Origin of the sequence: Variovorax boronicumulans (genome assembly GCF_009811375.1) — a bacterium.
GTDB classification, from domain to species: domain Bacteria; phylum Pseudomonadota; class Gammaproteobacteria; order Burkholderiales; family Burkholderiaceae_C; genus Variovorax; species Variovorax boronicumulans.
In genome coordinates, this window is record NZ_BKDH01000001.1 from 3,030,404 (window position 1) to 3,052,720 (window position 22,317).

The 22,317-nt window shown below is 70.3% G+C and carries 21 protein-coding genes; 8 read left to right on the forward strand and 13 right to left on the reverse strand.

The genetic code is table 11. The features are described from left to right. Positions 1–108: 108 nt before the first annotated feature. Both VHAB30_RS13900 and VHAB30_RS13905 read left to right on the forward strand, forming a co-directional pair. Positions 109–399, forward strand: a complete 291-nt coding sequence (locus VHAB30_RS13900) for a hypothetical protein (protein WP_062474377.1) — start codon at positions 109–111, stop codon at positions 397–399. A gap of 114 nt (positions 400–513) precedes the next feature. Beyond that, positions 514–1,401 carry an amidohydrolase family protein gene (locus VHAB30_RS13905; RefSeq protein WP_235926646.1) on the forward strand — a complete coding sequence of 296 codons (888 nt, stop codon included), beginning with the start codon at positions 514–516 and terminating at the stop codon, positions 1,399–1,401. 21 nt (positions 1,402–1,422) lie between these two features. Here VHAB30_RS13905 and VHAB30_RS13910 read toward each other — a convergent pair whose 3' ends face one another. The 13 genes from VHAB30_RS13910 to VHAB30_RS13970 all read right to left on the reverse strand — a co-directional run bounded on the left by VHAB30_RS13910 (position 1,423) and on the right by VHAB30_RS13970 (position 16,515). Next, on the reverse strand, positions 1,423–2,178 hold the full coding sequence (locus tag VHAB30_RS13910) for a tRNA-uridine aminocarboxypropyltransferase (protein ID WP_159277412.1): 756 nt from the start codon (positions 2,176–2,178) through the stop codon (positions 1,423–1,425). Positions 2,179–2,251: 73 nt separating this feature from the next. Further along, positions 2,252–3,613 (reverse strand): NHL repeat-containing protein, encoded by a 1,362-nt coding sequence (locus VHAB30_RS13915; RefSeq protein ID WP_159277413.1) that lies wholly within the window; start codon positions 3,611–3,613, stop codon positions 2,252–2,254. Between the two features lie 250 nt (positions 3,614–3,863). Continuing rightward, a complete protein-coding gene (locus tag VHAB30_RS13920) occupies positions 3,864–5,087 on the reverse strand; it encodes a DUF1501 domain-containing protein (RefSeq protein ID WP_159277414.1) in 1,224 nt (407 codons plus the stop codon). Positions 5,088–5,101: 14 nt separating this feature from the next. Further along, positions 5,102–6,697 (reverse strand): DUF1800 domain-containing protein, encoded by a 1,596-nt coding sequence (locus tag VHAB30_RS13925; protein WP_235926648.1) that lies wholly within the window; start codon positions 6,695–6,697, stop codon positions 5,102–5,104. 115 nt (positions 6,698–6,812) lie between these two features. Further along, the gene (locus VHAB30_RS13930; RefSeq protein ID WP_159277415.1) at positions 6,813–7,487 is read right to left on the reverse strand and encodes a DsbA family oxidoreductase; all 675 of its coding nucleotides are present in this window, start codon (positions 7,485–7,487) and stop codon (positions 6,813–6,815) included. Between the two features lie 59 nt (positions 7,488–7,546). Then, positions 7,547–8,968 (reverse strand): MFS transporter, encoded by a 1,422-nt coding sequence (locus VHAB30_RS13935; RefSeq protein ID WP_095744853.1) that lies wholly within the window; start codon positions 8,966–8,968, stop codon positions 7,547–7,549. A gap of 49 nt (positions 8,969–9,017) precedes the next feature. Further along, positions 9,018–10,919, reverse strand: coding sequence for a bifunctional sugar phosphate isomerase/epimerase/4-hydroxyphenylpyruvate dioxygenase family protein (locus VHAB30_RS13940; protein WP_159277416.1), 1,902 nt, complete (start codon positions 10,917–10,919; stop codon positions 9,018–9,020). Between the two features lie 141 nt (positions 10,920–11,060). Continuing rightward, positions 11,061–11,837 carry an alpha/beta fold hydrolase gene (locus VHAB30_RS13945; RefSeq protein WP_159277417.1) on the reverse strand — a complete coding sequence of 259 codons (777 nt, stop codon included), beginning with the start codon at positions 11,835–11,837 and terminating at the stop codon, positions 11,061–11,063. Further along, entirely contained in the window at positions 11,834–13,078 is a 1,245-nt protein-coding gene (locus VHAB30_RS13950) for an MFS transporter (protein ID WP_159277418.1), read from the reverse strand. Before VHAB30_RS13950 ends, VHAB30_RS13945 begins: the two co-directional genes overlap by 4 nt. Beyond that, positions 13,075–13,500, reverse strand: coding sequence for a carboxymuconolactone decarboxylase family protein (locus VHAB30_RS13955; protein ID WP_095947412.1), 426 nt, complete (start codon positions 13,498–13,500; stop codon positions 13,075–13,077). The genes VHAB30_RS13950 and VHAB30_RS13955 overlap by 4 nt, the downstream gene beginning before the upstream one ends. After that, entirely contained in the window at positions 13,497–14,711 is a 1,215-nt protein-coding gene (gene pcaB, locus VHAB30_RS13960) for a 3-carboxy-cis,cis-muconate cycloisomerase (protein ID WP_159277419.1), read from the reverse strand. The genes VHAB30_RS13955 and pcaB overlap by 4 nt, the downstream gene beginning before the upstream one ends. A gap of 16 nt (positions 14,712–14,727) precedes the next feature. Then, complete coding sequence (locus VHAB30_RS13965) at positions 14,728–15,561, reverse strand: shikimate dehydrogenase family protein (RefSeq protein ID WP_159277420.1); 834 nt, start codon at positions 15,559–15,561, stop codon at positions 14,728–14,730. 30 nt (positions 15,562–15,591) lie between these two features. Continuing rightward, positions 15,592–16,515: a shikimate dehydrogenase family protein gene (locus tag VHAB30_RS13970; protein WP_159277421.1), complete on the reverse strand. Its 924-nt coding sequence runs from the start codon at positions 16,513–16,515 to the stop codon at positions 15,592–15,594. A 199-nt stretch (positions 16,516–16,714) separates the two neighbouring features. Here VHAB30_RS13970 and VHAB30_RS13975 point away from each other — a divergent pair, with 199 nt between their 5' ends. The 6 genes from VHAB30_RS13975 (at position 16,715) to VHAB30_RS14000 (ending at position 22,267) form a co-directional block, all read left to right on the forward strand. Continuing rightward, positions 16,715–17,509 (forward strand): IclR family transcriptional regulator domain-containing protein, encoded by a 795-nt coding sequence (locus tag VHAB30_RS13975; protein ID WP_056573982.1) that lies wholly within the window; start codon positions 16,715–16,717, stop codon positions 17,507–17,509. Between the two features lie 73 nt (positions 17,510–17,582). After that, positions 17,583–18,590, forward strand: coding sequence for a Bug family tripartite tricarboxylate transporter substrate binding protein (locus VHAB30_RS13980; RefSeq protein WP_095947408.1), 1,008 nt, complete (start codon positions 17,583–17,585; stop codon positions 18,588–18,590). A gap of 132 nt (positions 18,591–18,722) precedes the next feature. Next, complete coding sequence (locus VHAB30_RS13985) at positions 18,723–19,388, forward strand: response regulator (RefSeq protein ID WP_062482520.1); 666 nt, start codon at positions 18,723–18,725, stop codon at positions 19,386–19,388. Further along, positions 19,389–20,804 carry a sensor histidine kinase gene (locus tag VHAB30_RS13990; RefSeq protein ID WP_235926650.1) on the forward strand — a complete coding sequence of 472 codons (1,416 nt, stop codon included), beginning with the start codon at positions 19,389–19,391 and terminating at the stop codon, positions 20,802–20,804. Between the two features lie 23 nt (positions 20,805–20,827). After that, a complete protein-coding gene (locus VHAB30_RS13995) occupies positions 20,828–21,847 on the forward strand; it encodes a Bug family tripartite tricarboxylate transporter substrate binding protein (RefSeq protein ID WP_159277422.1) in 1,020 nt (339 codons plus the stop codon). Positions 21,848–21,862: 15 nt separating this feature from the next. After that, entirely contained in the window at positions 21,863–22,267 is a 405-nt protein-coding gene (locus VHAB30_RS14000; protein WP_159277423.1) for a DUF6194 family protein, read from the forward strand. Positions 22,268–22,317: the final 50 nt, after the last annotated feature.

Sequence of the window (22,317 nt, forward strand, 5' to 3'; positions counted from 1 at the left end):
AAACAGAACGCTTCTTCGATGCGTCGCAGCCACAGGAAGCGATGGCGTTTTGAGGCCATTCGTTCACAATGATTGCACCGTTGTTGCAGCGGAAAGGAGTGTGAAACCATGTTCGACTTCTTGTTTCGGCCCACCCACACGGCCTATTTGAAACGTGCCTCGGCACTGCTCGAAGAGGCGCAGATGGCACGCATCGAACACCAGGCTGCCGCAGAGCATCACAGCGCCCTCGCCCGCATGTACGCGGAACGTGCCCGGCGGCTCGAGAACGAGCTGTACCGGCAACCGCGCGCCGCGGAGCACGGCACCGAGGCAGTGGCGGTCGCGGTGGAAGACCGCCCGCAGCTGTACTCGCTGGATGGCAGCCGCAAGGCGACGACGCACCCGGCCGGCAGCTGACGCCGGCCCGCGCGATCGCCTCGAGGTCGCGCCCGGCGACAAGGGTGCGGCTGTGCCGATGCGGTGATCCGGGGTGATGTAATCCGGCTCCCCGGCACTCACCGCGAGAACCCCATGCGCTTCATTGCCCGCTTCGCCGCCTGCGCGGCCCTGGCCCTGTCCCAAGCCCACGGGCAAACCGCCGCGCCGTACGACGGCCCGCTGTTCGACACGCACCTGCACTACAACCAGGAAGCCTGGGACAGCAATACCGGCCCCTTCCCGCCCACCGAGGCGCTCGCGCGTATGCAGCGCAACCAGGTGAAGGCCATCATCGCGAACTCGCGGCCCAACGCCGGCACGCAGACCCTGGCCGCCGCACGCGAGACCCGCGCCGCCGGCGTCACCGTGGTGCCCTTCGTGCGCCTGTACCGCAACCGCGACGACTACAACAACTGGTTCCGCGACGAAAGCATCCACGAGATGGTGCTGGCCGAACTGGCGCGCGGCACCGCCAGCGGCCCCTACCGCGGGCTCGGCGAGTTCCACCTGTACGAGAGCGCCAACGCCAACGGCCCCGTCGCGAAGAAGCTGATCGCACTGGCCGAAGAGAAAAAACTCGCCGTGCTCGCGCACGTGGACGACGTGGCCGTCGACCTGCTGATGGCGAACGCGCCGTCGAAGGGCCGCGCGCTGCGCCTCATCTGGGCCCACACCGGCATCGGCGGCACGCCGGTCGAGCGCGTGCAGGCGATGCTGGAGCGCTACCCGCTGCTGATGGGCGAACTCTCGTACCGCCCCGGCCTGACCTGCGAGGACGGGCGCCTGTGCCCCGAATGGCGCGCGCTGATCCTCAAGCACCCCGATCGCTTCATGGTCGGCTCCGACACCTGGGTCAACCAGCGCTGGAGCGCCTACGACGAGATCATGCGCGGCTACCGCACCTGGCTGGGCGACCTGCCGCCCGCCGTGGCGCAGCGCATCGCCTGGGGCAACGCGGCGGCGCTGTTCGACCTGCGCTGAGGCCCGCCCGCGCAGACGGTCTCAGGCGGCCTGATCGCGCCGCGCGGCCACCTCGCGCAGCCGCTGGTGCGCGGCGCCGTCCCATGCGACTGGCTGCTGGTTCTTCGCGCACAGGTAGTGGTGCGTGAACACGCCCAGGTAGGCGTCCAGCGTCTGCTGCGCGGCCTGCTCGCCGGCCAGGTCCATGCACATCGCCGCCACCTCGCTGGTGCAGAAGTGGTCGCCGCGGCCGGAGTTGCGCAGCTTGTATTGCGTGATCTGCTCGGGCTGCAGGCTCAGCACCGGCAGCCGGTCGAGGTAGGGGCTGCGGCGAAACATCTTGCGCGCCTCGGCCCAGGTCGCATCGAACAGGATGAAGAGCGGGCGCTTCGCGACGCCGCCACCGGCCGCATCAGGCGACGCAGGAACGCCCAGCACCACGCGCTCGGGCGCCGCGTACTGCCCCGGGAACACCACGTAGGGCTGCCATTGCGGGTCGTCCAGCAGCGCCAGCAGCGCGGGATCGGTCTCGGTGCGGGCCCAGCCGAAGGCAAAGGTGTCGGCCACCACGTCGGCCACCAGCCACCCCGTGTTGGTGGGCTTGAGCGGCTCGATGTCGGCCATGAGCAGGCACACCCCCGCGCGCGTGGCCACCGGAGGGCGCACGGCGCACATGCAATGGCTGGGCACCAGGCGGCAGCCCGCACAGCGCTCGCGCTTGAAACCGCCACGGGCAAGAAAAGGCTTGGCGCTGCGCGCCAGGCGCGCGGCGCGAAGGAGGGAGACGGCGTGAGGCATGCCCCGATTCTCGGTGGCGTGGCCGTCGCATGGCGGCCCCTGCCCTCACCGACGCTGCCGCGATGCCTCGGGATCAGGGCGTGCGAGCCGGCGTGACCTTGCGGATCAGGTTGTTGAAGGTGTCGGCCACGTACAGATTGCCAGCGGCATCCACCGTCACCCCATAAGGCTGCTTGAACGTGGCTGCCGTGCCGATGCCGTTCTGTGCGCCCAGCACACCAGGCTGGCCGGCGATCGTGGAGACCACGCCCGCCGGCGTGATCTTGCGCAGCAGGCTGTTGCCCGTGTCGGCCACGTAGATGATGCCGTCGCTGTCCACCGCCAGGCCGCTCGGCTGGTGGAAAGATGCCGAGTTGCCGGCCCCGTCGGCCGCCCCGGCCTGGCCCGAACCCGCCAGCGTCGTGACCACGCCACCGGGCGTGATCTTGCGGATGCGGTTGTTCCCGCCATCGGCAACGTAGACGGTCCCGCCCGCGTCGACCGCGATGCCATAGGCCATATTGAAAGACGCCGCGCTCCCGGTGCCGTCGGCGAAACCCAGCGCACCCGAACCGGCCAGCGTGGTGACGTCGCCAGCAGGCGTGATCTTGCGAATGACGGCGCCGAAGAGTTCGGTCACGTAGAGGTTGCCGGCGGCATCTGTAGCGACCGACGCAGGTGCATTGAACGTGGCGGAAGTGCCATGACCATCGAGCGAACTGCTGTTGCCGTTCCCGGCGAACGTGGTCACGTCAGCTGCCGGCGTGATCTTGCGGATGCGGTTGCCGTTGAATTCCGTTGCATAGGCATTGCCCGCAGCATCCAGCACAAGACCGGCCAGCCCCGCGAACGATGCGGCCGTGCCGTTGCCATCCCCCGAGCCACCACCGGCACCGCCGCCCGCAAAGATCGAGACATCGCCGGCAGGCGAGATCTTTCGCACGAGATTGGTTCCTACGTCGGACACGAGCAGGCCGCCGCTCTTGCCGACGACCACGCTGTACGGGAGGTAGAACGATGCGGCGGTCCCGTTGCCATCGACCGAGCCGGTGGTACCCGATCCGGCGAACGTGGACACTTGCGCCTGCACCGCCGAGCACGCGACCGCCACGTCGCCGACGTCGGCCGCCGCCTTGCCGCTGCCCTTGCTGACGGTGCAGAACTGCCACAGCGGCTGGGTGCGTACGCTGACCTCGTAGGCCGCACCTTCGACGAGCACGGTGGTAAAGGTGAACTTGCCATCGGCCGTGAGCTTCAGGTCGTCGCCCGCATTGTTCTGGAGCACCAGGCTGCCGGTGAGGCCAGTGACGGTGCCGCCGACCGTGTGGGTCACGACCACGGGAGGCGCCGGCTCGGGCTGCGGCTGTGCCGGCGCGACGATCGGCAGGAAACCCGCGCCACCGCCGCTTCCCCCACCACCGCCGCAGGCCGCCAGCAGGACGATCACACCGGCCATGGCGCTGCAGCGCCCGTAAGAACTCACTCGCTTGGAAAGCATCCGACGCCTTTTTGGAGAAACCCGCTCTCCGGCTGGAGCGCCCAATTGTTTCTGAATGTCTATTTTTGTAATTAACCTGCGCCAAAGCCATCCCCGAAATTGGGTAAACGCAGCGGCGCATGCCTGTGCGGCCTCAAGGCGAAGGGGCGGACACAAGGTCCAAAAGGAGATCGTGAAAGAGACGGTGCGGCCCGCCCCCGTGGGGCCATCAGACCAGCCGCAGGTCCCTCACCGCCGCACCGCCGAACACCCGCGCCACCTGCGCAGGCGACAGCCCGTACATCCGCTGGAACAACCCGCCCAGCACCGCCCGGTACTCGTTGAGCACCGCGTGGTCGCGGTTCTGGAACAGCGTGGCCTGCGTCAGCGGCTGCTGTTCGCCCACAACGCGCCCGCCCGCCTGTGCGGCCAGGCCGCCGCCGAGCACCCAGTACACGGTGCCGTGCCCGTGGTCGGTGCCGCGGTTGCCGTTCTCGCGGAAGGTGCGGCCGAACTCGCTGACGACGACCACCACGGTCTGGCGCCAGGCGGGCTCGCCCATCTCCTGCGCGAAGCCGGCCACGCCGCGGCCCAGTTCTTCGAAACGGTTGGCCAGGTAGCCCTTGGCCGCGCCCTGCCCCACGTGGGTGTCCCAGCCGCCGACGTCGACAAAGCCGATGTCGTAGCGCTCGCGCATCAAGAGCGCCATGCGGCGCGCGACCTGCTCGAAGCCCTTGGGGCTCATGGCGTTGCGGCTGGCGGCGTCCATCTCGGCCTGCATGGCGCGCACCACCTCGTCGCGCACCTGGAAGCCCTCGGCCACGGGCTGCGCGAGCGCGGTGTTGCGGTACATGGACGCGATGATCTGGCTCTGCCGCGCATCGAGGGCCTGCCGCGCCACGCCCGCGAGCGCCATGTTGGCGGCCTTGGCGTCGTCGCCGCGCAGCACGATGGGCAGCTGGTCGGTGAAGGCGATGGGCGACACGTCGGCCAGCGGCCCGGCGCCGAGCACGCCGGCCAGCCGGTTGAGAAAGCCCGAGCGGTAGTCACGCCGCGCGTTGTCGGGCGCCACGCCAAGCTCGATGGCGTCCTGCGTCTCGAAGTGGCTGCGCGTGAGGTCGTCGGTGCCGGCGAAGGCGATGAAGGCCGCCTGCTTGCGCTGGTACAGCGGCAGCACGCTCTGCGCGAGCGCCGGGTGCAGGCCCCAGTCGCCGCCCTCGAGCGGCAAGGCGCCGTCGGGCGTGCCGGGCCGGGGGATGGCGATGTTGGGCCGCGAGGCGTAATAGAAATCGCTGTTCGCGGTGGGCACCAGCAGGCTGGTGCTGTCGTAGGCGCCGCGCAGGAACACGACGAGCAGCTTGGTGCCCTCGGCCGCGGGCGCGGCGACCACGCGCGCGGCGGCGCCGGCCAGCGGCGTGGCGGCGATGAGTTGCAGCAGGTGTCGACGTTGCATGGCGGTCCCTCTTTTCAGCGCCGCATCAGCTCGGGCGATGCGAGCAGGAAGGTGTTCCACTCCGGCGGGTTCCTCGCCTGCGCGAGCGCCTGCTGCGTGTCGGCGCTCAGGCCGGGCTGCAGCGCATGCACGGCGCGCGATTCGGCCAGCGGCGGAAACGGCGGCTTCTCGATCGGCGCCTTGTCGTCGGTGCGGAACAGCACGGCGCCGCCCGTGCCGATGGCGCGCGCAATCTCGAAGCGGGTGTTCATCTGCCCCGCGCTGGCCCAGGCGGCCTCGTTGAGCGGGTAGCCGTCGGGCGTCTCGTGGGCGTACAGGGTCTCGCCCATGCGGTTGATCCAGCCGATCATCGGCGTGGTGTTGAGCACCACGCGCTCGTCGTAGGCCAGCCGCACGCCCGCCACCACGTAGTGCACGGGGTCGCGGAACTTGCGGCCCAGCGAGGCCGCGAACTCGCGCGATTCGAACAGCGTCTGCAAGGTGGCGGCGATGTCGCCGTCGCTGCGCGTGAAGGTCGCGGCCATGCGATCGACCAGCGCGGGCGGTGGCTCGTCGGCCACGAAGTACACGGCGAGCTTGCGCGAGATGAAGCGCGCGGTGGCCGGCGCGCGCGCCAGGCGGTCGAGCGCCTCGTCGGTCTCGGCCAGGCCGCGCGCCTGGATGGGCTGGCCCAGGAAGGTCTTCGGGCCGTAGTCGTGCCGGTTCGGGTGGAACTCGAACAGGCCCTGGCGCACGTAGTCGGCGCGCACGGCCGGGCGCACCGCGGGCGGCGTCGCGTCGGGCGGCTGCACGCTGACGCCCACGCCGGTCAGCACGCGCGCCAGCTCCTGCACGTCGGCCTGCGTATAGCCGCCGCCCACGCCCAGCGTGTGCAGCTCCATGAGCTCGCGCGCGTAGTTCTCGTTGATGCGGTTGGCGGCGTTCTGCGCGTTGTCGAGGTAGCGCAGCATGGCCGGATGCCGCGCGGTGGCGCCCAGCAGGTCGCGGAACTTGCCGAGCGCGTGCGGACGGATGGCGTTCTCTTCGTAGTCGCCGACCATCGCGCGCACCAGGTCCTTGCGAATGCTGACGCTGAAGTGGTTCATCCAGAACCAGGTCATCTGCTCCTGCAGCTGGTTCGGCGCGTACAGCGCGCGCAGCAGGAAGCGCTGCTGCGCCTCGCGCGCGAGGGTGTTGAGTTCCTGCTGGTAGGCCGTGCGTGCGGCCTTCTTCGCTTCTTCGTCGGGCAAGGCGTCGGCGGCCTTGCGCCGGGCGTCGAGCGCGAAGACGAGCTGGTCGAGCGGCGTGCGCGAGATGGCCATGGCGTCGATCTGCGCCTGCGCCGCCGCGGGCAGCGGACGCGGCGCGGGGCGCAGCTGGCGGCCCATCCAGCGCGGCAGGCCTTCGCGCGCCAGTTCGGCCTGGCTGCCGGCGTTGGCGCCCCAGCTCACACGGTCGAGCCAGCGCAGCTGCGCGGCGGGTGTGTCGGCGGCGTGGCCCAGCGCCGTGAGCGGCGGGCCCTCGGGGCGCAGCAGGCCGGTGGAACAGGCGGTGAGCGCCAGCACGGCGGCCAGCGTCACGGCGATCGCGCGCGAGCGGTGCAGCTTCGGAAACGGCATGCGGTCGATCATGCGCCCTTCAACCGCTTCGCGATGTAGGCGGTTGACCGACCTCGGCCCGCGCTCAGGTAAAGCTGAAGGTCAGCTTCGTTTCAGGACGAAACGACGGGGCCGAGGCCCCGCACGTTCAGGCCACGGCCGTGCTGCTGGGCTGTGCGCCCGCAATCTGCCGCAGCGCGCGCTCGAACACCTCGACCGGCTGGCCGCCGGAGATCAGGTGCTGGTCGTTGATGATGATCGCGGGCACCGAATGGATGCCGGCGTCGGTGTACAGGCGCTCGCGTTCGCGGGTTTCCTGTGCAAACTCGTCGCCGGCCAGGATCTCGCGGGCCCGCGCCGCGTCGAGCCCCGCCTCGGTCGCCGCGCGCACCAGCACGTCGGTATCCGAAGGGTTCTGGCTGTCGGTGAAGTAGGCCTTCAGCAGCAGCTTCTTGAGCGCCACCTGCTTGGCCGGGTCTTCCAGCTCGGCCCAGTGCAACAGGCGGTGGGCGTTGAAGGTGTTGTACACGCGGGGCCGGCCCCCGGCGCTGAACTCGAAGCCGACGGCCGCGCCGCGCTGGCGGATCGCCTCGCGGGCCTGGGCCTGCTGCTCGCGCGAGGAGCCGTACTTCTGGTTCAGGTGCTCGAAGGTGTCCTGGCCTTCGGGCGGCATCTGCGGGTTCAGCTCGAAGGGCTGGAAATGCAGCTCGGCCGTGACCTCCGGCGCCACCCGTTTCAGGGCGGCCTCGAGCGAGCCGAGGCCCACGGCACACCAGGGGCAGGACACATCGGAAACGAAATCGATCTTGAGATGGGCGGTCATGGCGCCATTCTTCATGGCGCCACAACCCCTTTGTGCGCGCGGGGTCTTCGCCCCCGAGCTCAGGCCATGGCCTTGCGGCGCTCGCGCTCCGTGCGGGCGCTGGCCAGCGTTTCTTCGCGCAGCCGGTCGTACTCGGCCTTGTCGACCGGCACCGCGTTCGGGTTGCCCAGGTCGTGCATGTGGACGCGGTAGGTCTCGCGGGCGCTCATGGCGGCCAGCGCGGCCAGCACGGTCACGGCGAAGGTGATGGCACCCACGGTGAACCAGATGTTGGTCGAGCCCGGAGGCGCCACGGCAGCGAACAGCGCGGGCAGCAGCGCGGTGAAGGTGGTGCCGATGTTCTGCGAGATGGCCATCGCCGACACGCGGTTGCGGGTGCGGAACAGCTCCGGGTAGAAGCTCGGGAAGGTCGCGTTGTAGCCCTGATACACGATGCCCCACATCAAGAGCGACATGCAGATCGCCAGCGGCACGTTCTTGATGCTGATGGCGTACAGGTACACGAACGACAGCAGGCCCGAAGCCAGGGCGCCCACGATGATCGGCGGCTTGCGGCCGATGCGGTCCGACAGGTTGCCCACGAACGGGATCACCAGCACGGCCAGGATGTTGCCCAGCACGGGAATCCACAGGTACACGTCTTTCTGGAAGCCGATGCCGTAGGCGGCCTGCACCGCGTAGGCCGCGCCGAACACGGTGGCGACCACCGGAATCACGTTCATCAGCGCCATGCAGATCACGCGCAGCATGTCGCCCCAGCTGTCGGTCAGCGCCTGGACGATCGGCGCCTTGGCCACTTCGCCCTTCTGGTCGACTTCGGCAAAGGCCGGCGTCTCGTCGACCTCGCGGCGGATGATGTAGCCGGCCACGATCACGATGAAGCTCAGCAGGAACGGAATGCGCCAGCCCCACGAGTTGAAGGACTCTTCAGGCATGTAGTGCGCCAGCGGCAGGAACACGGCGGCCGCCAGGATCTGGCCCGCCTGCACGCCCTGCAAGGTGAAGCTCGCGAAGAAGCCGCGGCGCCCGAACGGCGCGTGCTCCAGGATCATCGAGCTCGCGCCCGAAATTTCGCCGGCCACCGCGAAGCCCTGCACCAGGCGCAGGAACACCAGCAGCGCCGGCGCCAGCAGGCCGACCTGGTCGTAGGTCGGCAGCAGGCCCACGGCCACGGTCGAGAAGCCCATCAGGAACATGCACAGCACCAGCACCTGCTTGCGCCCGTGCGTGTCGCCCCAGTGGCCGAGCACGAAGGCGCCGATGGGGCGCGCGACATAGCCCACGCCGTAGGTCGCGAGCGACGCGATGATGGCCGTGGTCGGGTCGCCCTTGGGGAAGAAGATCTGCGGAAAGATCAGCGCCGCGGCGGTGGCGTAGATGAAGAAGTCGTAGTACTCCAGCGCCGAGCCGATCCAGCCGCTGGCGGCGGCTTTCCTCGACTGGTGCTTGCCTTGCGGCTCTTTGGCGGATGGGTGGGCCATGGGTTGTCTCCAGTGGTGTGACGAAGGTGTCGGATGCGAGGGAAAAAAATCAGTCTTGTTGTTGGGGCTGCTGCGCCTGCGACGCCATGCGCGCGGGTGCGTTGAGCGCGCCGTAGGCGTCGTAGCCGCCCACGCGCTGCGCGACCTCGAAGAAGAGGCCGCCGTCGAAACTCTCGGTGTAGATGTGCAGGTAGTCGCCGGCCGCCGAGCGGTCGAACAGCACGCCCGCTTCGCGCATGCGCGCCAGCAGCTCGGGCGCCACGTCGATGCGCGTGGCCTGGTCGTCGTAGTAGTTGTCCGAGATCGGCACGAAGCGCGTGCCGTTGGCGCGCAGCCGGGCCACGGTGTCGAAGATGTCGTCGCAATCGAGCGCGATGTGGTGCACCGCGCCGCCGCCGGTCACGCTCAGCGTGCGCGCGGTGCGCGTGCGCTGGCTCAGCGACACGTTCAGCACGAGGCGCAGGCTGCGGTCGGCATTGGCCACGCCGCGGCTGCGGATCAGGCCGAAGGGGTCGGCCAGCTCCAGGCTCTCGCCGGGCTCCAGGCCGAGCACGGCGCGCGTGAACAGCACCCAGGTGTCGAGCTGGTCGAGCGCCAGGCCCAGCGCCACGTGGTCGATGCGCGTGAGGCCGGCATCGTGCGCATCGGGCCCCGCGTCTTCGAGGATGAAGTCGGTCTCGTACAGCCCGTTGGCGCCCAGCGCCTCGGGCACGAAATGGATCAGGTTGCCGCCCGGCACCACGATGGCCGGCACGCGCAGCTCGTTCGGCCCCACCGGGCTGTCGTGGCGCTGCGAGCGCATGGCGCTCGCGCGGCCCACGGCCGCGAGCGGGTCGGCGCAGCGCACGCCCAGCGCGCAGACCGAGGTGCCGTGCGCCTCGAAACGGCGGCGCGCAAACGAGTCCGGCTGCGCGTTGACGATGAAGTGGATGCCGCCCTGGCGGTACAGCGTGACGGCCTTGGAGCGATGGCGCCCGACACGGCGAAAGCCCAGCTGCCCGAGCAGCGCGCCGAGCGTGACGGCCGAGGCCTCGTCGGCCGCGAACTCGATGAACGACAGGCCCGAGAGCGCCGGCGCGGGCGGCGGGTTGAACAGCTCCACGCGCTGCGGCTGCACGGGGGCATTCCCGTTGGCGAGCCGCTCGCGCGTTTCGCTTTCGAGGTACAGCAGCGAGCGCATCGCATCGACGGCGGTGCGGCGGTTCGGCGTCTCGCGGAAGATGTCGTTGAAGATCTCCAGCGACAGCGGCCCGGTGTAGCCCGCGCGCAGAACTTGCTCGAAGAAGCCGACCACGTCGAAATCGCCCTGCCCCGGGAACGAGCGGTGGTGGCGCGCCCACTGCAGCACGTCCATCGACAGGAGCGGCGCATCGGCCATCTGCACGAAGAAGATCTTCTCGCCCGGAATGGCGGCGATGCCCGCCGGATCGTCCTTGAGCGACAGCGTGTGGAAGCTGTCGAGGATCAGCCCGAGGTGCGGGTGGTCGGCGCGCTGCACGATGTCCCAGGCCTGGGCGTAGCGCGAGGTGTGGCGGCCCCAGGCCAGCGCCTCGAAGCCCACGCGCAGGTTGCGGCGCGCGGCGCGTTCGGCCAGCGCGTGCAGCTGGGCGGCGGCGCGCGCCGGGTCGTTCACCGACAGCGGCGAGGTGTTGGAGCAGCACAGCACCAGCGGCGCGCCCATGGCTTCCATGAGGTCGAACTTGCGTTCGGCGCGCTCCAGGCTGCGGTGGAACTGCGCTTCGGGCATGCCTTCGAAGTCGCGGAACGGCTGGTACAGGTCGATAGCCAGGCCCAGGTCGGCCACGATGCGGCGCAGCTCGGCGGCGGTGCCGCGGAAGTTGACGAAGTCGGCTTCGAACAGCTCGATGCCGTCGAAGCCCGCGGCCGCAATGGCTTCGAGCTTCTGGCGAAGGGTGCCGCTGAGCGAGACGGTGGCAATGGCGCGGTGCATGGGGATGGACTGTAGAAAGAGCCCGGGCGCGCCACAACGCAAATCAGCCCCTTCTGATCGATGATCGAACGCTGCCGATCATCATTCGAACGAAATAGGGGTTACACCTAGCCCGCGTGGGGATGCGGGCCGGGCGTTTTTTCAGAGGCTGCGCCAGTAATCGATCAGCATCTGCGCGAACTCGACCGGGCGCTCCACTGCGCTCAGGTGCGCGGCGTCGATGGTCGCCAGCCGCGCGCCCGGGATTTGCGCCACCATGGCCTCGGACATGGCCAGGGGCGTGGCCTCGTCCTGCAGCCCGCCGATCACCAGCGTGGGCGTGGCGATGCGGCGGTTGCTGTCGCGGAAGTCGATGGCGGCCACGGCGTTGCAGCTCTCGATGTAGCCCTGCGCGTCGGTGCGCACCAGCGTGTCGTGCAGCGTGCGCGCGGCCGCCGCGCCCTCGGGCGTGGCGGCGTAGGCCGGCGTGAGCCAGCGCGCCACGGCGCCCGGGGCGATGGCGGCCACGCCCTTGGCGGCCACGGTTTCCGCGCGCAGGCGCCACGGGGCCTGGTCGGGGTAGTGCGCGGCCGAATTGGCGATCACCACAGTCTTGAGCTGCGCGGCATGCCGCACCGCCAGCGCCTGCGCGATCATGCCGCCCATCGACAGGCCCACGAAGTGCACGGGCTCGCCGCCCGTCTCGCGCGCGATCAGCTCGGACGCGTCCTGCGCCAGCGTTTCCACGCGCAGCACGCCGGGCACCACCTCGGAGCCGCCGTGGTTACGGTGGTCGTAGCGGATCACCGTGTGGGCGCGCGCGAGTTGCGCGGCCACGCCGTCCCACATGTGCAGGTCGCAGCCGAGCGCATGGCTGAGCACGACGAAGGGGCCGTCGCCTTCGCGCACGACATTCAGGCGGGGGGAGGAAGTGGTCATGGTGTGGAGTCCTTCTTTGGGGAGGATGGAGAAGCAGGTTGAGAGAGACGCGGCAGCCACAGGAACGCGATGGCCAGCAGCACGGTGCCGGCCATCAGCATCGGCACCACCATCGGCCAGGCGCCGTACGAAAAACTCGTGTCGACGAACAGCGCTGCGACCTGCCCCACGCAGAACGCGACCATCATCATGCCGAAACCGGACCACGACACGGCACGCCCCGCCAGGTGTGGCAGGTCGCCCACGGCGCCGGCCTGCCCGCAGGGCTGGTGGATGCCGTGGCCGAGGCAGTACACGGCGTGGCCCGCCAGCAGCGGCACCGCGCTGTGCGGCATCAGCCAGCAGCCCAGCGCCTGGATCACGGCGCCGGTGATGCTCAGCACCGCGCCCAGGCGCACGGTGCGCATCGGCCCGAAGCGGCGCAGCAGGCTGCGGCACATCGTGGTGCTGAAGATGTAGACCAGCGAGCCGCCGGCCGGAATCCAGCCGTACCACGCGGGCGACCAGCCGAGGTAGCCGATGTAGACCATCGGCGAAAGCAGCAAAAAGCAGAACAGCCCGCCGTAGGTGGCCGCGGCCACCGAGGCCCAGGCGCGGAAGGCGCGGCTCGCGAACACGGCGCGCGTGCTGCCGCGCGGCGCGGACGATTCGCCTCCGGCCAGCGGCTTGCGCGTTTCGCCGAACGAGCGCCAGCACAGCGCGAACAGCGCCAGCGAATAGACCGCCATCGCGACCATCACCCAGCGCCAGCCCGCGCCCTGCACCAGCCAGGCGCCGAGCAGCGGCGCCATGAGGCCGACCACGCCCAGCCCCGTGAGGCCGCGCGCCATGACGTGCGGGCCTTCGTGCGCCGGATACAGGTCGCGCACCGCGGCACGCGCGCACACGAGGATCGCCGCCATCGAGAAGCCTTGCAGCGTGCGCCAGCCCGCGAGCACCGCCACGCTGCCCGCGAACGCGCCGCCGAAGGCCGCGATGGCGTAGCAGCCCAGGCCCGCGAGCAGCACCGGCCGGCGACCGAAGCGGTCGGCCAGCGGGCCGCACAGCAGCTGCGCAAAGCCGAAGGCCAGCACGAACAGCGTGAGGCTGGTGCTGGCCGAGCCGAGTTCGCCGGCGATGGCGGGCAGCGCCGGCAGGTAGCTGTCGGTCGCGACCGGCTGCGCCGCGAGCAGCAGCGGCAACAGCAGCGTGAAGCCGACGTCGAAGCGGCCCTTGCCGCCCCGGCCTTCCGTCGCGCTCACTGCGCCGCCACTGGCGGCAGCAGGCCCTTCTCGCGCAGGATGTTCGTCGCGATGCCGAAGGCGTGGTTGGCCACCGGCACGCCGCAGTAGATCGCGGCCATCATGATCACTTCCTTGATCTCGTCGGGCGTGAGGCGCGACTCGGGCGGGCCGTCGAGCGCGGCACGCACGTGCATGGCGAACTCCTCGTAGGCGTGGATGCCCAGCATCATCGACAGCACCATGAAGCGGCGCGTCTTGTCGCCCAGCGCGGGGCGGCCCCAGATGTCGTTCCACGCGTGGCGCGTGATGAGCTCCTGGAACTCGGCGTTGAAGCCGTTGCGGTTGGCGAGCGACTTGTCGACCCACGCGTCGCCGAGCACGCGGCGGCGGTTGACGAGGCCGTCTTCGTAAGGATTGCTCGGGGTGTCGGGGGCGGTCATGGCGAGAGTTCCTTGTCGGATGAGAGTTGGGCTTGCAGGGCTTTCACCTCTGCCACAGCGATCTGCCCCGCGTTCACGGCCAGCGCGGGGTCGAACCATTCGTCGGCCGCGTCGCGCGGCAGCTCGGCGCGCAGCCGGTCGATGTTGGCGCGCATGCGCGCGGCATCGACCTGCAGGCCGGGCAAGGCGCCGGCCATGGCACGCACGCTGCCGTGCGCCGACATCAGCAGCTGCGGCCATTCGGCCAGCTCGGCCTGCCAGGCGCCGAGCGCGCGCTCATGCTGCTGCGGCATGGCACCGAGCAAGGCGGCCACGCGCTGCGGCGCGCGGTGCGCGGCGGCGATGGCGACCATCGAGGCCACGGGGTTGCGCTTGTGCGGCATCGCCGACGAGCCGCCGCGCCCGGGTTCGCTGGGCTCGGCGACCTCGGCCACTTCGTACTGGCCGAGCAGCGAGATGTCGACCGCGACCTTGCCCAGGCTGCCCGTGAGCAGGCCGAGTTCGCAGCCGAGCGCGACCCATTCGTCGCGCTGCGTGTGCCATGTGGCGCCGGGGTCGCCCAGGCCCAGTTCCTTGGCCATGCGCTGGCGCACCGCGGCGCCCTGCCCCTTCATCTGCGCCAGCGTGCCGACGGCGCCGCCGAGCTGCAGCTGCAGCGCGTGCTTCGCGGCGGCGCGCAGGCGGGTGCGGCTGCGCACCAGCGGCGCGGCCCAGCCGGCGCACTTGAAACCGAAGCTGGTGACCGAGGCCGGCTGCATCAGCGTGCGCGCGAGCATCGGCGTGTCGGCGTGCTGCACCGCCAGGCGCAGCAGTGCGTCGGCGGCCTTGGCCAGATCGGCCTCGACCAGCGCGACGGCTTCGCGCGTGACGAGTGCCATCGCGCTGTCGATCACGTCCTGGCTGGTGCTGCCGAAGTGCACGAAGGGCACGGCCTCGGCATTGAACAGGCCCACCGCTTCGCGCAGCGCCTTCACCAGCGGGATGGCGACGCTGCCGGCGCGTCCGCTCTCGCGCACGATCTTGGCCACGTCGAACAGCTCGACCTTGCAGCTGCCGACGATCGAATGCGCGGCGCTCTCGGGAATCAGCCCCTCGGCCGCCTGTGCGCGCGCGAGCGCGGCCTCGAAGCGCAGCATGGCGTCGACGAAGGCGCGGTCGCTGAAGGCGCCCAGCGTCTCGGAGGTGGAAAGGAAGCCTTCAAAAATGCTCATGCGTGTTCCGGTGTTTTCAGTATTTCAATTGCGCGACGGCGCGCAGCTCTTCAGGCGAGGCGGTGCCGAAGCCGAAGAACTCGAGGTAGGCCGGGATCATCTCGAACAGCATGTCGGTGCCCACCTGCACCTGGCAGCCCTTGGCCCTGGCGGCCTGCAACAGCGGCGTGTATTCGGTCTTCATGACAACCTCGCCGACGAAGGTGTCGGGCGCGATGCGGTCCACGTCGAAGGGCAGCGGGTCGCTGTCCTTCATGCCCAGCGGCGTGGCGTTGACGACGATGTCGAAGCCCGCCGGGTCCTTCGAGCCGGTGGTGACCTTCATCTGCGGATAGTGTTCGCGCAGCCGCGCGGCCAGTGCCTGCGCCGAAGCGTCGCTCATGTCGAACAGCATCAGCTCGGCCGCGCCGGCCGCCGCGATCGACGCCGCAATGGCCGACCCGACGCCGCCCGTGCCCGACACCAGCACCCGCGTGCCCTTGAACAGCCGCCCCTTGCGCTCCACGCCGCGCACGAAACCCGCGCCGTCGAACTGGTCGCCCAGCAGGGTGCCGTCGGGCCGCTTGAGCACGGCGTTGCAGGCGCCTGCGACGCGCGCGGTGGGCGTGACCTCGTCGACCAGCGACATCGTCGTGACCTTGTGCGGCATCGTGACCAACGCGCCGCGCAGGTTCGAAAACTTGAAGATCTGCGCGAGCGACACCGCGTAGTCCTCGGGCTTCACGCCCATGGGCACGACGACCGCGTCGATGCCCTGCTTGTCGAACCAGGGGTTGTAGATCATCGGCGCCTTGAAGGCCTCGGTGGGGTAGCCGATGTGGGCGATGAGCGTGGTCTTGCCGGAGATCATGGGAGTCGTCTTGTTCAGGAAGGTACGGGGTCAGGCCACGCTCGGGGATTGGTAGCGCAATGGCGTTGCGATCTCGGCGTGCATCGCCGGCGGATAGATGAGCTCGCGCAGAAAGTCGGCGTCGGCCTGCATCGCATCGGCCGCGTCGATGTGGCCGAAGTAGCGGAAGTAGTGCGGCATCTGCTGCACCAGCATCTCGAAGCCGGCCTGCGCATTGAGCCCGCGCGCCCGCGCCGCGCGCACCAGCGGCGTGGGCTGGTTGCGCAGCAGGATGTCGAACAGCGCCGCGTGCGGTTCCATGCGCGCCACGTCCAGCGGCAGCGCGTCGTCCTCGGCCAGGCCCAGCGGCGTGGCGTTGATGACGAGGTCGTAGCCCTCGGGCGCGTTGCTGTCCACGGCAACCACGGTCGCGTCGAAAAAAGCGTCGAGCTTGGCGGCCACGCCCGCGGCTTTGCCGGAGGCGGTGTCGCAGAAGGCGATGTGCTCGGCGCCATTCACCGTGCCGCCTTCGGCCAGCGCCACGCCGATGGCGGCGGCGCTCACGCCCGCGCCGAGGATCAGCACGCGCTTGCCGCGAAACGGCACATTGCAGCGATCGAGCGCGCCGATCAGGCCTTCGCCGTCGAACAGGTCGCCCTCGAGCTGGTCGCCCTCGGTGCGGCGCACCACGTTGACCGAGCCCGCCACGCGGCCGAACAGGCCGCAGCCGTCGAGCAGGTCGACCACGCGCGGCTTGTGCGGCGGCGCGATCACCATGCCGCGCACGTTGCGCGCCAGGAAGGCCGACTTCATGAACACCGCGAAGTCGCGCACCGGCACCTGCATGGGCACCAGCACCGCGTCGATGCCGTAGCGCGCGAAGGCCGCGTTGAACATGCGCGGCAGCCGCACGTTGCGGACCGGGTCGCCGGGGATGAGGTAGGCCTGGGTGCTGCCAGTGATGAATGGGCTCATGGGCGTGCTTCCGTTCGTCAATCGCTCGTTTCGGGGCGGAACAGCGGGCTTTATAGTCCCTTCGCGCGCGGCCTGCTGGCACATGGACAGCTAAATGTTCGATGATCGATCTTTCAAGTTCGCCAATCGATCAAATTGCGGGTTTTTACTTAGCCATTCGGGCCTCGCCACCGCGCCGGACGCGGGCACACTTCCGCCCATGAACAGCACCAGCCCCGACGACTCGACGCCGCCCGCCGGCCTGGACAAGCGCGACTGGATCGCCGGGCTGGAGCGCGGCGTGAGCATCATCGAGGCCTTCGACGACGCCAACCCGCGCCTCACGGCCAGCCAGGCCGGCCAGCGCACGAACATGACGCGCACCGCCGCGCGGCGCTACCTGCTCACCCTGCAGCACATGGGCTACGTGGCCAGCGACGGCAAGCTGTTCTGGCTCACGCCGCGCGTGCTGCGCCTGGGCCAGTCGTACCTCGAATCGGCCCGGCTGCCGCGCGTGGTGCAGCCTTTTCTGCAACGCGTGGCGGCCGGCACCAACGAGATCGCCTACCTCAGCGTGATGGACGGCGACGAGGTGGTCTACATCGCGCGCAACGGTCCCAACCGCAGCATGAGCACCGGCTACGTGCTCGGCGCGCGCGTGCCGGCGCAGGTGACGGCCTCGGGCATGCTGATGCTGGCGCTGCGCAGCGACGCCGAGCTGAACGACTGGCTGGCCACGCGCCAGCTCACGGTGTTCACCTCGCACACCATCGCGAGCATGGAGCGCATGAAGCTCGAGCTGGCGCGCATCCGTGCCCAGGGCTGGGCGCTGTCGGAACAGCAGCTCGACCTGAACTCGCGCGGCATCGCCGTGCCGCTGCGCGACCGCCACGGCACGCTGGTGGGCGCGCTCAACATCACGATGCCGATGGGGCACGAGAGTTCGGAAGACGCGGTGGCCCGCGTGCTGCCGGTGCTGCGCGAGACGGCGCAGGCGATGCGCAACCTGATCTGAGGCACTGACAGCATTCCGACAGCATCCGCCCGGCAGGATGCGGGCTTCCATCCAAAAACACTGGAGACAAGCCATGTCCGACCGCTTCCCCACCGACGTTCCCCTGAGCCGCCGCCACTGGCTGCAAGCCGGCGGCGCCCTCACCCTCGGCGGCCTGCTGCCTTCGATGGCCTCGGCGCAAGACGCCTGGCCCAGCAAGTCGATCCGCTTCGTCGTGCCCTTCGCGCCGGGCGGCAGCTCGGAGATCGTGGCGCGCTCCACCGCCGCCGAGCTGTCGCGCACGCTGGGACAGAGCGTGTTCGTCGACAACAAGCCCGGCGCGGCGGGCAACATCGCCATGAGCGAGGTGGCGCGCGCCACCGACCAGCACACGCTGATCCTCGGCCACATCGGCACGCTGGCCGTGAACCCCTACATCTTCGCCAAGCTGCCCTACGACGCGAACAAGGACTTCAAGCCCGTGAGCCTGCTGGCCAAGGTGCCCAGCCTGTACGTGGTGCACCCCGACGTGCCGGCGAAGAACCTCAAGGAGTTCATCGCCTATGCCAAGAGCAAGCCCGGCAAGCTGAGCTACGGCTCGGCCGGCAACGGCAGCGCGGGCCACCTGGCCTTCGAGTACCTGAAGATGACGGCCGAGGTCTTCATGCTGCACGTGCCCTACCGCGGCACCGGCCCGATGGTGACCGACCTGCTCTCGGGCCGGCTCGACGCCTCGGCCATCGGCGCGGCGGCGATCATTCCGTTCATCAAGGCCGGCAAGGTGCGCTGCATCGCGACCGGCTCGGCCAAGCGCCTGGCGCAGCTGCCCGACGTGCCGACCGTGGCCGAGCAAGGCTTCCCCGGCTTCGAGATGACGCAGTGGTACGGCATGCTCGCGCCGGCCAGCATCACGCCCGCACAGATGGCCAAGCTGTCGGCCGAGACCATGAAGGCCGTGAAATCGCCCGACTCGATGCAGCGCCTCACGGCCGACGCGGCCGAGGCCGTGGGCGGCACGCCGGAACAGTTCGCGCAGTTCATCACTGCAGAACAGAACCGCTGGCAAAAGGTCATCGCCCGGGCAAACATCAAGCCTGATTGATTGGCACTCCCCCAGGCTTCGCGCACTTCGTGTCGCTACGCCAACCCCCTCGCCGGGGGCAACACCAGCGGCCCGGCAAAGCCGGTTCCGCGGTGTTTCGCGAAAAGACGGGGCACCACTAGCATCCAGCCCATGCGCATCCTCTTGGCCGAAGACGAACACACCCTGGGCACCTGGCTCTGCAAGGCGCTGGAGCATGCGGGCATCCAGGTCGAATGGGTGGACGACGGCCGGCTGGCCGACCGGGCGCTGCAGCAGCGCGACCACGACGCGCTGGTGCTCGACCTGGGCCTGCCCGGCATGGACGGCCACACGGTGCTGCAGCGGCTGCGCGAACGCGACCAGCGGCTGCCGGCGCTGATCCTCACGGCGCGCGATTCGCTGGACGAGCGCGTCGCCTCCCTCAACGCGGGCGCGGACGACTTCCTCGCCAAGCCCTTCGCCTTGGCCGAGCTGGAAGCCCGACTGCACGCGCTGGTGCGCCGCGCGCGCGGCGTGGAGCATCCGCGCCTGGCCTGCGGGCCGCTGGTGTACGACGGCGCGCGCCGGCAGTTCACGCTGGGCGGTGAAGCGCTCGCCCTGTCGCCGCGCGAACAGGCGGTGCTGCGCGCGCTGGTGCAGCGCAGCGGCGAGCCGCTGTCGAAGCAGCAGATCCTCGACCGCGTGTTCTCCGACGACGACGAGGTGCACCTCGAAGCCATCGAGGTGCTGGTGTACCGGCTGCGCAAGCGGCTCGACGGCAGCGGCGTGCGCATCGTCACGCTGCGCGGCCTGGGCTACGTGCTGGAAGCGGACTGAGTGAGCGCGCTGCGCCGCTTCACCGACCGCCTGCGCCGCACCAGCCTGTGGCAGCGGCTCGCGCTGCTGCTGTTCCCCGCCCTGCTGCTGGTGACGGGCATCGAGCTGTGGATGACGCGGCACGACGCGCTGGCCGCCGCCAACGCCGCGTACGACCGCTCGCTGCTCGGCGCACTCAAGTCGATCGACGCGAACATCTCCACGGCCTCGGGCGGGCTGTCGGTCGAGCTGCCGTACACGATGTTCGAGTTCTTCGAGCTCACGGCCAGCGGGCAGGTGTTCTTTCGCGTCGCGACCTCCGACGGGCTGGTGGAGCTGGGCAGCGCCGACCTGCCTGCGCCGCCCGTCGAGCCGGCGATGGGCGTGCCGGCCTTCTACGACGCCACCTACTTCGGCGAGGCCGTGCGGCTCGCGGCCTACCGGCGCGACCTCGACCGCGCGCCGGCCGGCAGCACCGGGCGCAGCGTGCTGATCCAGGTCGGCGAGAGCACGCGCTCGCGCCAGGAGTTCACAAGCCGCTTCGTGCGCAGCGCCGCGCTGCGCGACGGGCTGATCCTCGCGATGCTGCTGTGCGGCACCGCGCTGGCGCTGGCGGCGGCGCTGCGCCCGCTCTCGCGGCTGGCGCGCGAGGTGCAGGCACGCACGCCCGACGACCTGACGCGCATCGCCGAGACCGACCTGCCCGCCGAGGTGCGCCCGCTGGTGGCCGCCGTGAACCAGCAGATGGCGCGCACGCAGGAGCTGGTGGCGCAGCAGCGGCAGTTTCTCGACGACGCTTCGCACCAGCTGCGCACGCACCTGACCACGCTGCAGATGCAGGCCGACTACGCACGCCGCGAGGACGACCCCGTGCAGGTGCGCGCCGCGCTCGACGCGCTGGGCGCCGAGATCGGCCGCGCCACGCGCAGCGCGCAGCAGCTGCTGGCGCTGGGCCGCAGCGACACCGTGGCCGTGGCGCCGGCCGAGTTCGACACCGCCGAGCTGTTGCGCGAAGTGGCGGTCGACCTGCTGCCGCTGGCGCGCGCCAAGCGCATCGACCTGGGCATCCATGCGCCCTCTCCCGACCTGCACGCGGTGGGCGACCGCGGCCTGCTGCGCGAAGCGCTGAGCAACCTCGTGGCCAACGCCATCGCCTACACGCCGGCGGCCGGCACCATCACGCTCTTCGCGGCCGGCGACGCCGCGGGCTGGAGCCTCAACGTGGAGGACGACGGCCCCGGCCTGAGCGAGGACGAGCGCGCCACCTTGGGCCAGCGCTTCCGTCGCGGCGCGCGCGCGGACCAGGGCGGCTTCGGGCTCGGCCTGGCGATCGTGCGTTCCATCGCGCAGCGGCACCGTGGCGATTTGCGGCTCGAAGCGCGCGGCGCGGGGCCGGGCCTGCATGCCATCATCTGGTGGCCCCGGCCTGCGGGGTGAACCGCCGCCGTCCTTCTTCTTCGATGCCACGCCCTTTTGCCTTCACCCGTCGCCATGCGCTGCGCGCGCTGTCGGCGTGGCTCGCGCCTGCTGCGCTGCAGGCGACGGCGGCCGCGGGCGATGTGTCCGAAGGCCCGGCGGAATGCGTGATTCCCGCCAAGGCCGGCGGCGGCTTCGCGCTGACCTGCGCGCTGGCGCGCGATGCGCTGCAGGCCGTGCGCCCCGCGCGCACGCCGCTCGCGCAGCGCTACCTGCCGGGCGGCATCGGCGCGGTGGCCTTCGACCGCATCGCGAGCGGCCAGCTCGGCGGGCCGGGCACGCTGGTCGCGTTCTCCAGCGGCTCGCTGCTCAACCTCGCGCAGGGCCGCTTCGGGCCGCATCCGCCCTCGGCCGTGCGCTGGATCGCCACGCTGGGCACCGACTACGGCGTGGTCGCCGTGCACCGCGATTCGCCCTACCGCCGTTTGCAGGACCTGATCGCCGCGCTGCGCCAGGACCCGTCGCGCGTGGTCTTCGGCGCGGGCGGTACGGTCGGCAGCCAGGACTGGGTGAAGGCCGCGCTGCTGGTGCGCGCAGCCGGCGGCGCACCGAAGGCGATGCGCTTCGTCTCCTTCGAAGGCGGCGGCGATGCGCTGGGCGCGCTGCAGGGCAAGCACGTCGACGCGTTCCCGGGCGACGCCGCCGAGGCGCTGCAGGCCATCGCCGGCGGCGCGCCGCTGCGCCTGCTCGCGGTGCTGTCCGAAGCGCGGCTGGGCGGCGCGCTCACCGGCGTGCCCACCGCGCGCGAGCAAGGCGCGGACATCGTCTGGCCGACCGTGCGCGGCGTCTACCTGAGCGCCAACGTGCCCGACGCCGCCGTGCGCGCCTGGACCGCCGCCTTCGCCGAGGCCACGGCCGCGCCGGGCTACGCGGCGCTGCGCGAGCGGCATGGCCTTTATCCTTTCGCCCTCACCGGCGCCGCGCTCGACGACTACGTGCAGGCGCGCATCAAGGCCTACCAGGCACTGGCCGACGAGCTCGGCCTGCGGCGCTGGAAGCCTTGACCTCATCCAATCTCCATGACCGAAGACGACATCACCCAACACCTCATCGACATGCTCGGCGGCGGCCATTTCGAAGTGGCCGACGACAACACCTTCTTCTTCCACGGCGCGGACAACAAGTTCCCCTTCGCCACGATCGTGACGAAGGACAACGACTTCGACAGCGCCTCGAAGCTGAACCGGCCCGGCGTGTTCCGCCTCAACGTCGGCGTGGGTAAGGAGACCTTTCGCGCGCTGTTCGGCGAGCAGCCACCAGTCGACATCGACTACACCGCGCTCGACCGGCTGATGCCGCACCCGGTGTACGCCAAGATGCACTGGGTGAGCGTGATCAACCCGAGCGCCGCGACCTTCGAGACCGTGAAGCCACTGCTGACGGAAGCGCGCAACCTGCTGATCGCGCGGGACAAGAGCGCATAGACCGGCCCCAACACCTGACCACATGAAACGCATACAATCCATATACGTTT

Bases quoted from the DNA above. Each gene is read 5' to 3' on its own strand.
- VHAB30_RS13995 (WP_159277422.1), top strand. From the start codon at position 20,828: ATGCCACGCCCTTTTGCCTTCACCCGTCGCCATGCGCTGCGCGCGCTG.
- VHAB30_RS13925 (WP_235926648.1), bottom strand. From the start codon at position 6,697: ATGATCGACCGCATGCCGTTTCCGAAGCTGCACCGCTCGCGCGCGATC.
- VHAB30_RS13920 (WP_159277414.1), bottom strand. From the start codon at position 5,087: ATGCAACGTCGACACCTGCTGCAACTCATCGCCGCCACGCCGCTGGCC.
- VHAB30_RS13935 (WP_095744853.1), bottom strand. From the start codon at position 8,968: ATGGCCCACCCATCCGCCAAAGAGCCGCAAGGCAAGCACCAGTCGAGG.
- VHAB30_RS13965 (WP_159277420.1), bottom strand. From the start codon at position 15,561: ATGATCTCCGGCAAGACCACGCTCATCGCCCACATCGGCTACCCCACC.
- VHAB30_RS13900 (WP_062474377.1), top strand. From the start codon at position 109: ATGTTCGACTTCTTGTTTCGGCCCACCCACACGGCCTATTTGAAACGT.
- VHAB30_RS13915 (WP_159277413.1), bottom strand. From the start codon at position 3,613: ATGGCCGGTGTGATCGTCCTGCTGGCGGCCTGCGGCGGTGGTGGGGGA.
- VHAB30_RS14000 (WP_159277423.1), top strand. From the start codon at position 21,863: ATGACCGAAGACGACATCACCCAACACCTCATCGACATGCTCGGCGGC.
- pcaB (WP_159277419.1), bottom strand. From the start codon at position 14,711: ATGAGCATTTTTGAAGGCTTCCTTTCCACCTCCGAGACGCTGGGCGCC.
- VHAB30_RS13980 (WP_095947408.1), top strand. From the start codon at position 17,583: ATGTCCGACCGCTTCCCCACCGACGTTCCCCTGAGCCGCCGCCACTGG.
- VHAB30_RS13955 (WP_095947412.1), bottom strand. From the start codon at position 13,500: ATGACCGCCCCCGACACCCCGAGCAATCCTTACGAAGACGGCCTCGTC.
- VHAB30_RS13940 (WP_159277416.1), bottom strand. From the start codon at position 10,919: ATGCACCGCGCCATTGCCACCGTCTCGCTCAGCGGCACCCTTCGCCAG.
- VHAB30_RS13975 (WP_056573982.1), top strand. From the start codon at position 16,715: ATGAACAGCACCAGCCCCGACGACTCGACGCCGCCCGCCGGCCTGGAC.
- VHAB30_RS13945 (WP_159277417.1), bottom strand. From the start codon at position 11,837: ATGACCACTTCCTCCCCCCGCCTGAATGTCGTGCGCGAAGGCGACGGC.
- VHAB30_RS13970 (WP_159277421.1), bottom strand. From the start codon at position 16,515: ATGAGCCCATTCATCACTGGCAGCACCCAGGCCTACCTCATCCCCGGC.
- VHAB30_RS13910 (WP_159277412.1), bottom strand. From the start codon at position 2,178: ATGCCTCACGCCGTCTCCCTCCTTCGCGCCGCGCGCCTGGCGCGCAGC.
- VHAB30_RS13985 (WP_062482520.1), top strand. From the start codon at position 18,723: ATGCGCATCCTCTTGGCCGAAGACGAACACACCCTGGGCACCTGGCTC.
- VHAB30_RS13905 (WP_235926646.1), top strand. From the start codon at position 514: ATGCGCTTCATTGCCCGCTTCGCCGCCTGCGCGGCCCTGGCCCTGTCC.
- VHAB30_RS13930 (WP_159277415.1), bottom strand. From the start codon at position 7,487: ATGACCGCCCATCTCAAGATCGATTTCGTTTCCGATGTGTCCTGCCCC.